Annotated in this window: 12 protein-coding genes and 1 tRNA gene; 5 read left to right on the forward strand and 8 right to left on the reverse strand. The window is 68.8% G+C overall.

The window, feature by feature from the left end; translation table 11 throughout:
• The first annotated feature begins 369 nt into the window (after positions 1 to 369).
• On the forward strand, positions 370 to 1,734 hold the full coding sequence (locus ABZ823_RS12275) for a pyridoxal-dependent decarboxylase (protein ID WP_361657592.1): 1,365 nt from the start codon (positions 370 to 372) through the stop codon (positions 1,732 to 1,734).
• Entirely contained in the window at positions 1,731 to 3,146 is a 1,416-nt protein-coding gene (locus tag ABZ823_RS12280; protein WP_361657596.1) for a SidA/IucD/PvdA family monooxygenase, read from the forward strand. Before ABZ823_RS12275 ends, ABZ823_RS12280 begins: the two co-directional genes overlap by 4 nt.
• Here ABZ823_RS12280 and ABZ823_RS12285 read toward each other — a convergent pair.
• Positions 3,143 to 4,948, reverse strand: coding sequence for a 5'-nucleotidase C-terminal domain-containing protein (locus ABZ823_RS12285; protein ID WP_361657599.1), 1,806 nt, complete (start codon positions 4,946 to 4,948; stop codon positions 3,143 to 3,145). The two genes, ABZ823_RS12280 and ABZ823_RS12285, sit on opposite strands and share 4 nt — an antisense overlap.
• Positions 4,949 to 5,085: 137 nt before the next feature.
• On the opposite strand from ABZ823_RS12285, the gene ABZ823_RS12290 reads away from it, so the two are divergent.
• Together ABZ823_RS12290 and pyk are read left to right on the forward strand one after the other, a co-directional pair.
• Positions 5,086 to 5,802 (forward strand): SIMPL domain-containing protein, encoded by a 717-nt coding sequence (locus ABZ823_RS12290; protein WP_361657601.1) that lies wholly within the window; start codon positions 5,086 to 5,088, stop codon positions 5,800 to 5,802.
• A gap of 194 nt (positions 5,803 to 5,996) precedes the next feature.
• Positions 5,997 to 7,433 (forward strand): pyruvate kinase, encoded by a 1,437-nt coding sequence (gene pyk, locus ABZ823_RS12295; RefSeq protein WP_361657604.1) that lies wholly within the window; start codon positions 5,997 to 5,999, stop codon positions 7,431 to 7,433.
• A 69-nt stretch (positions 7,434 to 7,502) separates the two neighbouring features.
• On the opposite strand, the gene ABZ823_RS12300 is transcribed toward pyk, so the two are convergent.
• Both ABZ823_RS12300 and ABZ823_RS12305 read right to left on the reverse strand, forming a co-directional pair.
• Entirely contained in the window at positions 7,503 to 8,264 is a 762-nt protein-coding gene (locus ABZ823_RS12300; protein WP_361657607.1) for a transcriptional regulator, read from the reverse strand.
• Between the two features lie 106 nt (positions 8,265 to 8,370).
• A tRNA-Leu gene (locus ABZ823_RS12305) sits at positions 8,371 to 8,444 on the reverse strand.
• A gap of 103 nt (positions 8,445 to 8,547) precedes the next feature.
• On the opposite strand from ABZ823_RS12305, the gene ABZ823_RS12310 reads away from it, so the two are divergent.
• Positions 8,548 to 9,198: a response regulator gene (locus ABZ823_RS12310; protein ID WP_361657609.1), complete on the forward strand. Its 651-nt coding sequence runs from the start codon at positions 8,548 to 8,550 to the stop codon at positions 9,196 to 9,198.
• A 110-nt stretch (positions 9,199 to 9,308) separates the two neighbouring features.
• Here the strand turns inward: ABZ823_RS12310 and ABZ823_RS12315 are convergent, their stop codons facing one another.
• The 5 genes from ABZ823_RS12315 to ABZ823_RS12335 all read right to left on the reverse strand — a co-directional run bounded on the left by ABZ823_RS12315 (position 9,309) and on the right by ABZ823_RS12335 (position 15,057).
• Entirely contained in the window at positions 9,309 to 10,025 is a 717-nt protein-coding gene (locus tag ABZ823_RS12315; RefSeq protein WP_361657612.1) for an ABC transporter ATP-binding protein, read from the reverse strand.
• Positions 10,022 to 10,945: an ABC transporter ATP-binding protein gene (locus ABZ823_RS12320; RefSeq protein WP_361657615.1), complete on the reverse strand. Its 924-nt coding sequence runs from the start codon at positions 10,943 to 10,945 to the stop codon at positions 10,022 to 10,024. The genes ABZ823_RS12315 and ABZ823_RS12320 overlap by 4 nt, the downstream gene beginning before the upstream one ends.
• A 5-nt stretch (positions 10,946 to 10,950) precedes the next feature.
• On the reverse strand, positions 10,951 to 12,777 hold the full coding sequence (locus tag ABZ823_RS12325) for a branched-chain amino acid ABC transporter permease (protein ID WP_361657618.1): 1,827 nt from the start codon (positions 12,775 to 12,777) through the stop codon (positions 10,951 to 10,953).
• 5 nt (positions 12,778 to 12,782) lie between these two features.
• Entirely contained in the window at positions 12,783 to 13,715 is a 933-nt protein-coding gene (locus ABZ823_RS12330) for a branched-chain amino acid ABC transporter permease (RefSeq protein ID WP_361657620.1), read from the reverse strand.
• Between the two features lie 112 nt (positions 13,716 to 13,827).
• Positions 13,828 to 15,057, reverse strand: coding sequence for a branched-chain amino acid ABC transporter substrate-binding protein (locus tag ABZ823_RS12335; protein ID WP_361657623.1), 1,230 nt, complete (start codon positions 15,055 to 15,057; stop codon positions 13,828 to 13,830).
• Positions 15,058 to 15,326 lie beyond the last annotated feature (269 nt).

A 15,326-nucleotide genomic window follows, 5' to 3' on the forward strand; every position in this document is an offset into this window, starting at 1 on the left:
CCTGGTCCCCGCGTCCCCACGTCCGCCGACCGACGCGCGCTCGTCACCGCGCGTCGGCCGGGGCGCGCCCATTGCCGGGTGAGGGTCGGTGCCTTCCTGCCGGTAGGTGTGGGTCGGTGCCCGCCTGTTGCCGGGTGAGGGCCGGGCCTGCCCGTCGCCGGGTGCGGGTCGGCGTGCGCGCGTAGCAGACGTCCGGCCGGCACACCGCCGTGGGTGCCGGCCGGCACACGCACTCCCACCGGCGCCTCACCCCGGATGTGTCCCGCACACGCCGATACCCCCTCCCCGGTCGGATCGTTGTCCTCTGCGGGCGGCGAACTCCCGCGCACGCAGGCCTGATTCCCCCGCCCAGCGCCCGGAGGACATCCCATGAGCTTGCCGCCCCTCGCCTCAGGCCCCGAAGGCCCAAGCGCCCTCGAGCCATTGCTCGCCACCGTCCTCGACGCCCTGCGGCAAGGCGTACGGCTGCGCGGCGGGCCGCTGCCCGCGGGCGGTCCCGCAGCGGTCGCGGCACGCCTCCGCGACGCGGTCGGCGACGTACTGCCCCAGAAGGGTGACCCCGACGCCGTACACGCCCTCGTACGCGCCTTCGCCGAGGGCGCCGCCGACCCCGCCGACCCCCGGTGCGCCGCCCACCTGCACTGCCCGCCCCTCGCCGTCGCCACCGCCGCCGACCTCGCCGCCTCGGCCCTCAACCCGTCCCTCGACTCCTGGGACCAGGCCCCGGCCGCATCCGAGCTGGAAACCCTGGTCACCGAGGCCCTCGCCCAGGAGGCCGGTGCGGGCGCCGCCCTCGTCACCACCGGCGGCACCGAGTCCAACCAGCTCGCCCTGCTCCTCGCCCGCGAGGCCCACGGCCCTGTCCGGCTCGTCTGCGGATCGGGCGCACACCACTCCCTGGCCCGCGCCGCCTGGCTCCTCGGCCTGCCCGGACCCCTCGTCCTCCCCGCCCCGCGAGGCATCCTCGACCCCGCCGCCCTCTCCGAGGCCCTCACCGGTCTGTCCGGCTCCCGCGGACCGGTCCTCGTGGCCGCCACCGCGGGCACCACCGACGCCGGACTCATCGACCCCCTGCCCGACATCGCCGACCTGTGCACCGCCCACGGCGCCCGTCTTCACATCGACGCCGCGTACGGGGGCGGACTCCTCTTCAGCGACCGTCACCGCCCCAAGCTCCTCGGCTTGGACCGCGCCCACACCGTCACCCTCGACCTGCACAAACTCGGCTGGCAGCCCGTGGCCGCCGGCCTCCTCGCCGTGCGGGACCCGCACGACCTGCGGGCCCTGCAACACCGCGCGGACTACCTCAACGCCGACGACGACACCGAAGCGGGTCTGCCCGACCTCCTCGGGCGCTCCCTGCGCACCACCCGACGCCCCGACATCCTCAAGATCGCGGTCACTCTCAAAGCCCTCGGCCGCACCGGACTCGGCGCCCTCGTCGACCACGTCTGCGCACGCGCACAGGAACTCGCGGAACTCGTCTCGGCACACCCCGCCTTCGAGCTCTACGCCCCGCCCACCATCAGCACCGTCCTGTTCCGGCCCGCCGGAGCTCCCGACGACCTCGTCGCCGCCGTCCGCCGCACCCTCCTCCACGACGGCCGTGCCGTCCTCGGCCGCGCCCGGCTCGACGGCCGCCTCTGGCTCAAGGCCACCCTCCTCAACCCCCACACCGGGCCCGGCGACCTGGCCGCGCTCCTGAAACTGGTGGAAGGAAGCACGCCCCGATGACCCACCCCCCGTACCAAGACCTCCCGACCCCCCGCGACCTGGTCGGCATCGGCATCGGTCCGTTCAACCTCTCCCTCGCCGCTCTCGCCCACCCCCTCGCCGAACTCGACACCGCGTTCTACGAGCAGCGCGCCGGCTTCGACTGGCACCCCGGCCTCCTCATCGACGGCGCCACCCTCCAGGTGCCCTTCCTCGCCGACCTGGTGACCCTCGCCGACCCCACCAGCCCCTGGTCCTTCCTCAACTACCTCAAGAGCCGCGACCGGCTCTTCCCCTTCTACTTCGCCGAGCGTTTCCACATCCAGCGCGCCGAATACGACGCCTACTGCCGCTGGGTCGCAGGCCAACTCCCCGGGCTCCACTTCGGCCACCAGGTCGACACCGTCCGCTGGGACCCGGAGAACGACGTCTTCGAAGTCGACTTCACCCGGCTCGACGCGGACGGCGAGGCCGAGGCCCTCGGCCGGACCCGGGCGCGCAACATCGTGGTGGGCGTCGGCACCGAACCGTACGTCCCCGAATCGCTGGGCCCCCTCGTCGACGCACCCGGCGTGCCCGTCATCCACGCCGCCGACTACCTCCGGCACCGCGAGGAGTTCCTCACCGCCGGGCACATCACCGTCGTCGGCGCGGGACAGTCGGGCGCCGAAGTCTTCCTCGACCTCCTGCGCCACCGGCGCGCCGGGCGGGAAAGGATCCACTGGCTCGCCCGCACGGAGGCGTTCGCCCCCATGGAGTACTCAAAGCTGGGCCTGGAACACTTCACGCCCGACTACACGCGCTACTTCCACGCCCTGGCCGAACCCGTGCGCGACCGCCTCGTCTCCGCCCAGTGGCAGCTCCACAAAGGCATCGACGCCGGCACCAGCGCCGCCATCCACGACGAGCTGTACCGCCGCACCCTGCACGGCGGCTGGCCCGACGCCGTCCTCACCCCCGGCGTCCACGTCCGCACCGCGGAACGCCGCACCACCGAAACGATCGAGCTCCACTTGGAACACGCCCAGCAGAACGCCCGTTCCCGCCTCGTCACCGACGCGGTCGTCCTCGCCACCGGCTACCGAGAACGTCCCCTGGACCGCATCCTCGCCGGACTCGGCCCCTACCTGTGCCGTGACAGCAGCGAACGGCCACGCATCGACGACCAGTTCCGCATGGTCCTCGCGCCTTCCGTCACCGGCCGCCTCTACGTCCAGAACGCCGAACTCCACACCCATGGCGTCGGCACCCCGGATCTCGGCCTCGCCGCCTGGCGCAGTGCCACCATCCTCAACTCCCTCACCGGCAAGGAGACCTACCCGCTGCCCCGGCGCACCGCCTTCACCACCTTCGGACTCCAGCAGCCGAGTCCCCCCGCGGCCCAGGTCCCCAGAAAATCCAGGCGACCTGAGGCCCCGGCAGACACGGCCTAGAAGACCGCCGTGCCGTTCCGCGTGAGCTTCCAGTCCACCGACGCGAAGTCCTTCGGGTCCAGAACAGCCTTCGCGGTCACCCACTCCGCGATCCGGGTCCGGATCTCCGTCGACTCCGACCACAGCTCCTTCGCCGAGGCCACGTACGGGAAGGCGCCACCGCCGTTGGCGCGGTAGTTGTTCACCGCGAACACGAACTGCTGGGCGTCGTCCAGCGGGGCACCCCGGTACGCCAGGCCCTTGATACGGGACCCCGCCGCCTGGGCGATGTCGATCTCGTAGGTGAGGCCCGACACATAGTCGTAGTTGTAGTCGGGCCGGCCGCCGGCGTTGGTCAGCTTCTCCACGTCCACCGTCGCGTCCGCGGCCGTCTGCACGAAGTACTCCGCCGAGTACTCCAGGTACGCCCGGACCTGCGCACCCGTCATCAGCTTCGCCACCAGCGTGTTGTCGTACACGTACAGGCTCGACAGATCCCGGATCGTCACATCGCCGGCCGGGATCTCCGAGGTCCGCGAGAACGGCGACGCCTGTGCGATCACCGGCAGCGACGCGTACTGGGTGCCCGCCAGAGCCGCCTTGACCACGTCCTCCTGCACCTTGGTGATCAGGTCGATGATCGGGGCGTCCTTGTAGCGCGCCTCCACCGTCGTCAGCGTCTGCGTCGCCCGGCCCACCACCTGGTTGACGTACTTCACCACGGCCGCGTGCTCGTCGGACAGCAGCCTGGTGATCTTCGGGTCGTCGGCGACCGTGTTCGCGTTGCGCAGGGAGGCGGCCACGGACTCGACCTGCCACCTGCCCTTCTCGAGGACCAGCTCGATGTCGAAGAGCGTGAGCCGCTCCGCGTAGCACAGCGGCTCCGACAGCACGACCGTCTTGCCCGTCCGCTCGTTGGTGACCTTCAGCTCCGGGATCTCCACGTGCGCGTGACCCACCAGGATGGCGTCGATGCCGGGCACCTGCCGGGCGACGTTGGCGGCCGCGTTCTCGACGTACGGCAGCTGGTCACCGTACGAGGAGGTCCCGGAGGCTCCGGAGTGCGCCGACACCACCACCACGTCCGCGCCCATCGACCTGAGCTTCGGCACCCACTTCGCGGCCTGCTCCTCCAGGCCCGGGAAGGTCAACTTCCCCTGCACATACGCCTTGTCCCAGATCGCGATGCCCGGGTTGGTCAGACCGAGGACCGCGACCTTCACCGGCGGTGCGCCCGGCACATGGAACTTCTTGATGAAGTACGGGGGGAACGCGGGCTTCTGCGTCTTCGCGTCCAGCGCGTTCGCGCCGAGCAGCGGGAAGTGACACTGCGACTCGAACTTCCGCAGCGTCTCGATGCCGTAGTTGAACTCGTGGTTCCCGAGTGCCACCGCGTCGTACCCGATCGCGTTCATCGCCTGCGCCATCGGGTGCACGGGGCCGCCCTCGGCCGTGATCGGGTCGACCTTCGCGTAGTAGTACGTCAGCGGAGTGCCCTGGATCGTGTCACCCGCGTCCAGCAGCAGCGTGTTGCAGTGGCCCTTCTCCTGCCTGATCTGGTTCACCAGGGTCGAGATCCGCGCCAGGCCCATCGCGTTGCCGGCCTTGTCCGCGTACTCCGCGTCCTTGAAGTAGTCCCAGTTGAAGACGTGTCCGTGCAGATCCGTCGTCCCCATCACCGTCAGCGCATACCGCTTGGGGTGCTTCTTCGCCTGGGCCGCGGGCGCCGCCTGTGCCGCCGGAGCCGCCGCCGAGCCCGCCAGCGCCACCCCCGCCCCGGTCACAGCGGATCTCTTCAGGAACTTCCGGCGGTTCAACGGCATCTCGAACTCCTCGCGGGTGGTCAACAACGCGCGTAGATTCTGCCCCGGCCATGACCAGCCGCAACAGCCCCCGAAGGTTTCGATCCGGTGACCGGTACATGACCCTCCGTCAGTCCATCGATGACAGAGTGGGGCGTATGACCTCCATCCCCGCCGAGCCCCAGGCGACCCCCGCCCCCTACGGCACCCCGGACGCCCCCCGCCTCGCCGTCCACGGAGAAGCCCACCTCGAGGTCGACCCGGAGATCGCCCGCCTCGGCATCACCGTCAGCGCGCGCGGCACCGACCGCCGCACCACCCTCGACGACCTCACCCGGCGCAACACCACGGCCCTCCACCTCGTCAGGTCCTACGGAGATGCGGTCCGGCGCCTGGAGACCGGAGCCTTCACCCTCAGCCCCGAACTCACCGAACACGGTCAAAGCGAACGCGTGTACGCCTACCAGGGTCGCGTCCACATCACCGCCGAGCTCACCGACTTCACGGCGCTCGGCGAACTCGCCACCCGCCTGGCCGCCCTCGAACTCACCCGCGTCGACGGCCCCTGGTGGGACCTTCTCCCCGACTCACCCACCCACCGCGAAGCCCGCCGGCGAGCCGTACGCGAAGCGGTTCAACGCGCCCGCGAATACGCCGAGGCCCTCGGCACCACCCTCACAGCACTCGTCGAGCTCGCCGACATCGGCGCGGAGATCGCCGAACGGCCCGTTTACGCGGCCCGGTCCGCACGCCGGACGGCCCTCGACGGAGCGGACCCCGGCGACGGGCCCGTCACCCTCGCCCTCGAACCCCAGCGGCAACACGTCCACGCCCGGATCACCGCACGATTCACCATGGCCCCGCCACCGCTGTAGTCGCATCACGCGCCGTCACCGAAATGCAAGGGCCAGGGAAAGCCACCCGCATTTCGCCCCGGTTTCCCTCCGGGATGCTCATCGGAGCGCGCCACCGCACAATTCAACACTTGTCAATAAGGCTTCACGCAAAGGTTGTTGAGTAGTCACGCGCAACGAATTCTCTACCGGCCGGTAAGGCATACGCTCGAAGCATGCGCCGAGCGAAGATCGTTTGTACATTGGGCCCCGCCACCGACTCGTACGACCAGATCAAGGCACTGGTCGAAGCCGGAATGGACGTCGCCCGCTTCAACCTCAGCCACGGCAGCTACGCCGAACACGAGGAGCGCTACCAGCGCGTACGCAAGGCTTCCGACGAGACCGGCCGCAGCGTCGGAATCCTCGCCGACCTTCAAGGCCCGAAGATCCGCCTCGGCCGCTTCACCGAAGGCCCCGTACTCCTTGAACGCGGGGACACCTTCACCATCACCGTGGAAGAAGGTGTCGAAGGAGACCGCCAGACCTGCGGAACCACCTACGCCGGCCTCGCCTCCGACGTCACCCCCGGCGAACGCATCCTCGTCGACGACGGCAAGGTGTGCCTGGAGGTCACCTCGGTCGACGGCCCCCGCGTCCACACGACGGTCGTCGAGGGCGGCATGGTCTCGGACCACAAGGGACTGAACCTGCCGGGCGTCGCCGTCTCCGTCCCCGCGCTCTCCAAGAAGGACGAGGACGACCTCCGCTGGGCCCTGCGCACCGGCTTCGACGTCATCGCCCTCTCCTTCGTCCGCAGCGGCCGGGACATCAAGGACGTCCACCGCATCATGGAGGAGGAAAGCCGCCGCCTCCCCGTCATCGCCAAGGTGGAGAAACCGCAGGCCGTCGACAACATCGACGAGATCGTGGCGGCTTTCGACGGAATCATGGTCGCGCGCGGAGACCTGGGCGTGGAAATGCCGCTCGAACAGGTGCCCATTGTCCAGAAGCGCGCGATCAAGCTCGCCAAGCGCAATGCCAAGCCCGTCATCGTCGCCACCCAGATGCTCGACTCGATGATCGAGAACTCGCGCCCGACGCGCGCCGAGGCATCGGACGTCGCGAACGCCGTCATCGACGGCACGGACGCCGTCATGCTCTCCGGCGAGACCAGCGTCGGCAACCACCCCGTCGAGACGGTGCGCACGATGGCCCGCATCGTCGCGGCGGCCGAGGAGGACATCCTCGCCAAGGGCCTGCCGCCCCTGACCGAGAGCAACAAACCGCGCACCCAGGGCGGCGCGGTCGCCCGCGCGGCGGCGGAGATCGGCGACTTCCTCGGGGCGAAGTTCCTGGTCGCCTTCACCCAGTCGGGCGACACCGCCCGCCGGCTGTCCCGCTACCGCTCCCCGATCCCGCTCCTCGCCTTCACTCCGGAGCCGGCCACACGCTCCCAGCTGAACCTCAGCTGGGGCGTGGAGACCTTCCTGGGCCCGCACGTCGAGTCCACGGATGCCATGGTCGACCAGGTCGACGAACTGCTGCTGAAGTACGGCCGCTGCGAGAGGGGCGACATCGTGGTGATCACGGCGGGCTCACCGCCCGGGGTGTCCGGGTCGACGAACATGGTGCGGGTGCACCACATCGGGGAGGACGACAGTCCCCGGTAGACCGAGCGCACCGCGAAGGGGCCCTGTCGAAGCTTGGCTGTGTCTAGGGGCCCCTTCGCCCTGTCGCCGTCAGTGCTTGGGGCCCACGTGCTCGTCGAGAAGGGCGACGGAGGCTCTGCGGGCGACGGAGATGTTGCGTGCGTTCGCCGGTGTCCATTCGACGCCTATCCGGTCCAGGGTGTCCGTGAAGAGCTGGACGATGTCACGGGACAGGTTGGTGAAGAAGTACCGCGGATACTCGTAGCGCCTGCGCTCACCGTCGACGAGCCGGGTGGTCCAGTTGGTGGTGCGGCAGCCGTCGGAGTGGATGAGGCCGCGGATGAACTCCCAGGGGTGGGCGTCGACGATGTCCTGCTGCCAGGGTTCGAGGGCGATCCGGCGCTCGTGCTTCTTGCCGGGGCCGTGCTGGGGGAAGAGGCAGGGCCAGTGCTTGCTGGAGCTGGTGACCGCTACGCAACCCTGTCTGCCTACACGAAAGACGCTGTTCGACGGGCGCACAGCACGCATTGCTTCCTCACATGCGTCGATGATGCCCGGCCAGGCCCTGTCCAGGACGACGCGCAGGAAGTAGACGCCTCTGCGGTGAGGACTGATGCAGCCGTCGCCGAGATAGAGGCCGAGAAGATAGGCGTACGCGGCAGGGGCTTGCGGTGAACTCGGGACTTCCTGACACCTGGGGCAGGGATTGCCCGCGTGTGGGCCGGCTTCGATGCGCGTCCCCCAGGAGCGGATCGCATACCGAGAAATCCCCGTCTCCCTGCTGACGGAGTTCAGACTGCGTCCCTCAGCCACCAGAGCCAGGGCTCGCTTGCGTGTGCCCATGTCGTACATGGGTCCACTCTGCGCGACTGATGGTTCCTGTGGGCAGCAAAAAGCGGACGTTCACGAGAATGAGAACGTCCGCATCTGAACGGCGACCTTGGAATCTTAGGAAAAGTGCCCCGGGTGGGATTCGAACCCACACCGTATGCTGTTTGAGAGCACTGCCTCTGCCGATTGGGCTACCGGGGCCCAACGAATCGAAGGTTGATACCGACCCGCTGCCTGTCCACCATACCGTAGCTAGGTAGGCTCTTGTCAGCAGTGTCTGCCTGTCCTGGAACAAGGAGCCCGCGTGACCGCCCCCGAGTCGCCCCAGCCCGTTGCCGACGACGACAAGTCGCACGTGCCCCCGCTGACGACCCGTGTCGTCATCGCGGAGGACGAGGCGCTCATCCGGCTCGACCTCAAAGAGATGCTCGAGGAAGAGGGGTACAGCGTCGTCGGTGAGGCCGGCGACGGTGAGCAGGCAGTGGAGCTGGCCCGCGAGCACAAGCCCGATCTGGTGATCCTCGACGTGAAGATGCCGAAGCTCGACGGCATCTCGGCGGCCGAGAAGATCGCCGAGGAGCGTATCGCCCCGGTGCTGATGCTGACCGCCTTCTCGCAGCGCGACCTCGTCGAGCGGGCCCGGGACGCCGGTGCCATGGCGTACCTGGTGAAGCCGTTCAGCAAGAGCGACGTCGTTCCGGCGATCGAGATGGCCGTCTCGCGGTTCAACGAGCTGAAGACGCTGGAGAAGGAGGTCGCGGATCTCACGCAGCGACTGGAGACCCGCAAGCTGGTGGACCGGGCGAAGTCGATCCTCCAGACGGAGTACGGGCTGACCGAGCCGGCCGCCTTCCGCTGGATCCAGAAGACCTCCATGGACCGGCGCATGTCCATGCAGCAGGTCGCCGAGGCCGTGATCCAGGACGCCCAGGAGAAGAAGGCGTCCAAGGGCTGAGCGGCCCGTACGGCGTCCGCGGCGCGTATCGCGTACGTACATGTGTGCGGCGAGGCCCGCGCCCCCGCTTCCGGGGGTGCGGGCCTCGCCGCGTCAGGGCGCGGGAGCGATCAGTCCTCGCCGAGGTACGCCTTCCGGACCGACTCGTCGTGCAGCAGGTCCTGCCCCGTGCCGGAGAGCACGATGTTCCCGACGTCCATGACGTGACCGTGGTCGGCGAGCGACAGCGCCGCCTGGGCGTTCTGTTCGACCAGGAGGATCGTCGTGCCCTGGGACTTCAGCTCGGCGATGGTCGCCATGATCTTCTGCATCATGATGGGGGAGAGGCCCATCGACGGTTCGTCGAGCATGAGCAGCTTCGGCTGGGACATCAGGGCCCGGCCCATCGCCAGCATCTGCTGTTCGCCGCCGGACAGGGTGCCCGCGGCCTGCTTCCTGCGCTCCCCGAGGATGGGGAAGAGGTCGTAGGCCCGCTGGATGTCCTTCTCGATGCCCTGCTTGTCGCTGCGCAGGAACGCTCCGAGCCGGAGGTTGTCCTCGATGGTCATGCGGGGGAAGATGTGCCGCCCCTCGGGGGAGTGGGCGAGTCCCAGGGAGACCACCTGGTGGGCCGGGATCTTCTTGAGCGACCTGCCGTTGAACTTGATCTGGCCGCCGACCGGCTTGAGGAGGCCGGAGAGCGTGCGCAGGGTGGTGGTCTTGCCGGCGCCGTTGGTGCCGATGAGGGTGACGACCTCGCCGGCGTCGACCTTGAAGGAGATGCCCTTGACGGCTTCGATCTTGCCGTAGGCGACGCGGAGGTCCTCGACTTCGAGCAGTACGGTCATCGGTCGTTCTCCTTGCCGGGCGCGCCGTCCGTGGTGGTCTCGGAGTGTGCCTCGGCGTGCGCTTCGGCGGCCTCGACCTCGGCGACCTCTTCGTCGCCGGGGGCGTTCTCGAAGGGTTCTCCGAGGTAGGCGGCGATGACGCGTTCGTCGCCCTGGACGGTTGCGCTGTCGCCCTCGATGAGTTTCTCGCCCTGGACGAGGACGGCGACGCGGTCGCACAGGTTGAAGATGAAGCGCATGTCGTGCTCGATGACGAGGACGGCGATGCCCTTGTCGCGGATGGCGAAGACCAGTTCTTCGGTGGCCCGGGTCTCCTGCGGGTTCATGCCGGCGGTGGGCTCGTCGAGGAGCAGCAGGCCGGGTTCGCTGGCGAGGGCGCGTGCGATCTCGAGCTTGCGCTGTTCGCCGTAGGGGAGGTTGCGGGCGAGGTGCTCGGCCTTGCCCGCGAGGCCGACGAACTCCAGGAGTTCCATGGCGCGTTCGCGGGAGGCGGCCTCTGCTTTGTGGAAGCCGGGGCCGCGCAGCACGGCGGACCAGAAGCCTTCCTTCGTGCGGGTGTGGCGGCCGACGAGCACGTTCTCGAGGACCGTCATGTTGGAGAAGAGACGGATGTTCTGGAACGTGCGGGCGATGCCGGCGGCGGTGACCTTGAAGGACTGCGGCGGCAGGACGTTGCCCTTGTAGCGGACTTCGCCCTCGGTGGGGACGTACAGGCCGGTCAGGCAGTTGAAGAAGGTCGTCTTGCCGGCGCCGTTGGGGCCGATGAGGCCGACGATCTCGCCGGTGTTGACGGTGAGGTCGACGCCCCGTACGGCGGTGAGGCCGCCGAAGCGCATGGTGACGCCGCGTGCCTCGAGTACGGCCTGGCCGGGTGCGGTGGCGCCCGGGGTGGTGTCCTGGGTGGTGGTGTCGGTGGTCATCGTGGTCAGGCCCCTGTCTTGCCGAGGACTGTGGGCGCTTCCGCCTCTTCGTGGAATTCCAGCTGGCGGCGCCGGTTGGGGATGAGGCCCTCCGGACGGAAACGCATCAGCAGGATGAGTGCGACACCGAAGGCGAAGAGCTGGTAGTCGCCGAGGAACTGGAGCTTGTTGGGGATGAGGAAGAGCAGTGCGGCGCCGATGAGGGGGCCGCTGATGGTGCCCATGCCGCCGAGGACGACCGCGGCGAGCAGGAAGGCCGAGTTGGGCGGGATGGCGCCGGCGAAGAGGTACTGCTCGGGGGTGACCGTGTAGGTGACGTGTGCCTGGACGGTGCCGGCGAGGCCGGCGAGGGAGGCGCCGACGGCGAAGGCGATCAGCTTGACTCGGAAGCCGTTGATGCCCATGGCGAGGGCGGCGGTCTCGTCCTCGCGGATGGCGACCCAGGCGCGGCCGATGCGGGAGTTGCCGCTGCGCCGGAAGACGAGCACGACGACGGCGGTGATGATCAGCATCAGGAAGAAGTAGTTGGCGAAGCGGCCGATGCTGTATCCGCCGATGTCGTGCTGGGCGCCGAAGTCGAAGCCGAGGACGTCGAGGTTGGGGATGGACGCGATGCCGTTGGAGCCGTTGGTGAGGTCGGGTCCGGAGGTGCCGTCGAGGTTGTTGGCGGTGATGCGGAAGATCTCACCGAAGCCGAGGGTGACGATGGCGAGGTAGTCGCCGCGCAGGCGCAGGGTGGGGGCACCGATGAGGACGCCGAAGACGAGTGAGGCGGCGGCGCCGACGAGGGCGGCGGCCCAGAAGGGGAAGTGCACGCCGAAGGGCGAGCTGGGGGAGCCGGAGACCAGGGCCGCGGCGTAGGCGCCGACGCCGAGGAAGGCCACGTAGCCGAGGTCGAGGAGGCCGGCGAGGCCGACGACGATGTTCAGGCCGAGGGCGACCGTGGCGAAGATGAGGATGTAGACGCCGAGGGTCGCGTACTGGTCGTCGGTCTGGGTGAAGGGGAACAGGGCTGCCGCGACGAACGCGCCGCAGATCGTGATGTTCTGGTGGCGGGCGGTGATCTCGGAGGCCTGGCTGATCAGTCCGGCCTTGTTGAGGGCGGCGAAGCCCAGGCCGCTGGTGATCAGGAAGCCGACGAAGAGTTCGTCGTATTCGGTGCCGATGCCGTAGGTGAAGACGGTCAGTCCCAGGGCCAGGATTCCGACGATGATCAGGATCTCGGCGTAGGCGGGGAGCTTGCCCACGGGGCGCGCGCTGCCGGAGGCGAAGGCGGCCTTGACCGTTTCCCACTGGTGGGCGGCCTTGTGCTTGAAGTGCTCCCAGGACGTGTCGTCGGGGTCGATGAGCTCGGGCCGGGGCCGCTCGAAGGGCAGGGCCAGGGCGCCGATGAGGGCGGCGAGGCTGGTGACCGCCACGAGGTAGCCGCCGGGCTCGAGGTTGACGAGTCCGCCGAGTTCGACGCTGATCGCGAGGACCGTGTACCAGGCGGTCGCGAAGGTGGTGAGGGCGGCGAACTTGACGGCCGCGTCGGAGCCGGTGGGGAGGAGCCCGCGCAGTCCCTTGATGCCGTAGGAGGCGAGGGCGAAGAGGGTGGTGAGGGCGCCGCCGATGAGGACGAGGACCTGGAGACCGCCGGGGTAGCCGTAGACGGTGAGGTCGCCGGGGAAGTCGGCGGTCCACGTCCAGGCGAGGAAGGTGGAGAGGATGGTGAGGGCGCCGCCGGTGACGGCGAGGGCGCGGCCGATGTGCGGCGGGATGCCGATGAGACCGGACGGGGCGCTGGTGGCGGGGGTGCTCGGGGTGTCGGGAGCGGTGGTCTGTGTGGTCATCGGTGTCACGCCCTGTCCGCGACGCGCTCGCCGAGCAGGCCCTGGGGCCTGAACAGCAGCACGAGGATGAGGAGTACGAACGCCCAGACGTCTGCCCAGGACTGGCTGCCGAACTTCTCCATGCCGGGGAGGTCGGCGATGTAGGCGGTGGCCAGGGTCTCGGCGACGCCGAGGACGACGCCGCCGATCATGGCGCCGTAGATGTTGCCGATGCCTCCGAGGACGGCCGCGGTGAAGGCCTTGAGGCCGAGGATGAAGCCCATGCGGAAGTCGATCTGACCGTACTTCAGGCCGTAGGCGACGCCTCCGACGGCGGCGAACGCGGCGCCGAGGGCGAAGGCGATCACGATGATGCGGTCGGTGTCGATGCCCATGAGCTTGGCGGTGTCGGGGTCCTGGGCGGTGGCCTGCATTCCGCGTCCGGTCCGGGTCTTCATGACGAAGTAGGCGAGGACGGCCATGCTGAGGGGGGCCGCGAGGATGAGGAAGATGTCACCGGTCTGGATGGTGACGCCCCCGAGGTGGAAGGGGCCTCCGTCGATCTGCGGGAAGGTGCGGGCGGACTTGGCGTCGGGGTACCAGGCCCAGACCGCCTGCTGGAGAGCGAGGGAGAGGCCGATGGCCGTGATGAGGGGGGCCAGGCGTGGGGCGTTGCGCAGGGGCCGGTAGGCGAATCGTTCCGCTCCCACGGCCACGACGACGGCGACCAGGATGGCGCCGATGAGCATCAGCGGCAGGGCGACCCACATGGAGGTGCCGTCGGGCAGGATGTACATGTAGACCGTGAGGGCGCCGAACGCCCCGGTCATGAAGATCTCGCCGTGGGCGAAGTTGATGAGCTGGACAATGCCATAGACCATTGTGTAGCCGATGGCGACCAGCCCGTACATGGATCCTAGTAGCAGGCCGTTGACCAGCTGCTGCGGCAGTTCGTTCACCGCATGTCCTCCGAGACTTTCGGACGTTCGACGAATGTGGCCGGATGCGAGTCCGCGCGGGGCGCCAGTGGAACAGCGCCCCGCGCGGCTCGTGAGGATGGTGCGGGCGTGGTCAGCCGGTGAAGGTGCCGGACTTGACGGCCGTGAAGGCACCGTTCTTGACGGCATACACGGTGAGCTGCTTGTTGGTGGCGTCACCGAACTCGTCGAAGGAGACCTTGCCGGTCACACCGTCGAAGGAGACGTTCTGCATCGCGGCGGTGACCTTCGCGCGGGCGTCGGACGGCAGCTTGCCGCCGTTGTCCTCGACGACCTTCTTCACGGCCTCGATGATCGCCCAGGCGGAGTCGTAGGAGTAACCGCCGTAGGCCGAGTACCCCTCCTTGTAGCCCGCGGCCTTGTAGTCGGCGACGAACTGCTTGGCGGAGGGGAGTTCCTCGACGGGGGCGCCGACGGAGGTGGCGAGGTCGCCGGTGCTCTCGGGGCCGGCCAGCTTGCCGTAGGTGGCGTCATTGATGCCGTCGCCGCCGACCAGCGGGATCTTGGCGCCTGCGGCCTTGATCTGCTTGCTGAGCGGGCCGGCCTGCGGGTACTCGCCGCCGTAGTAGACGACGTCCGCGCCGGAGTTCTTCACCTTGGTGGCGACCGCGGAGAAGTCCTTGGCGTCGGGGTTGATGTGCTCGGTCCCGGCGACCTTGCCGCCGAGCTTCTTGAACTCCGCGGTGAAGGTGGCGGCGAGGCCCGCGCCATAGGTCTTCTTGTCGTCGATGACGAAGACCTTCTTCTTCTTGGCGTCGTTGTATACGTACTGCGCGGCGAACGGGCCCTGGATGGCGTCCGTGGTCGCGGTGCGGAAGTACGACTTGTAGGTGCGGACCTTCTTGGTCTGCCAGTTCGCGCCCTGGGTGAGGCCGGGACCGGTGTTGGCCGGGGAGACCTCGACGAGCTTGGCGTCGTCGAAGACCTTCTGCATCGACTCGGCGATGTTGGAGTTCAGCGGGCCGACGACGCCGAGGACGTCGCTGTGGGCGACGAGCTTGGTGGCGTTCTGCTGGCCGGCGGACGGCTGACCCTGGTCGTCGAGGGGCTCTACCTTGAAGGTGATGCCCTTGACGTAGTTCTGCTTGTTGGCGGTCTTGACCGCGAGGTCCGCCGAGTTCTTGATGCCGAGGCCCATGGCGGACAGGTCGCCGGTCAGCGGCGCGTCGACTCCGATGGTGACGGTGGTGCCGCCGTTGCCGGAATCCGAGCTCTTGCCGTTGTCGCGCGAGCCGCAGGCGGTGAGGGTGAGTGCTCCCGCCGCCAGCGCGGCGGTGATGGCGATGAGCGAACGTTGACGCACGATCAGTCCTTTCCCTGGCACGGCCCCTCCCCCCTGGAAGCGGCCGAGTCGAGCGCTGGGCCGAAGTGACATTCAGACCGCGCGGTGACTGGCCGTGACTCTAAGCGCGGGTGGGGAAGACGGAGGAGGGTCTGACCGAGGCTGTGACGCTCTTGTTATGACACGAGGTAATGCAGAGCGGTACTGGAAGGGTGAAACAGCGGAATTCAAACCGATTCGCCCGGTCCGCATAGTGAGAACGTGCAGGACGTACGCCGCTGTGTTCAGGC

The organism is Streptomyces sp. NPDC047079 (assembly GCF_040643755.1).
Classification (GTDB): Bacteria; Actinomycetota; Actinomycetes; order Streptomycetales; family Streptomycetaceae; genus Streptomyces.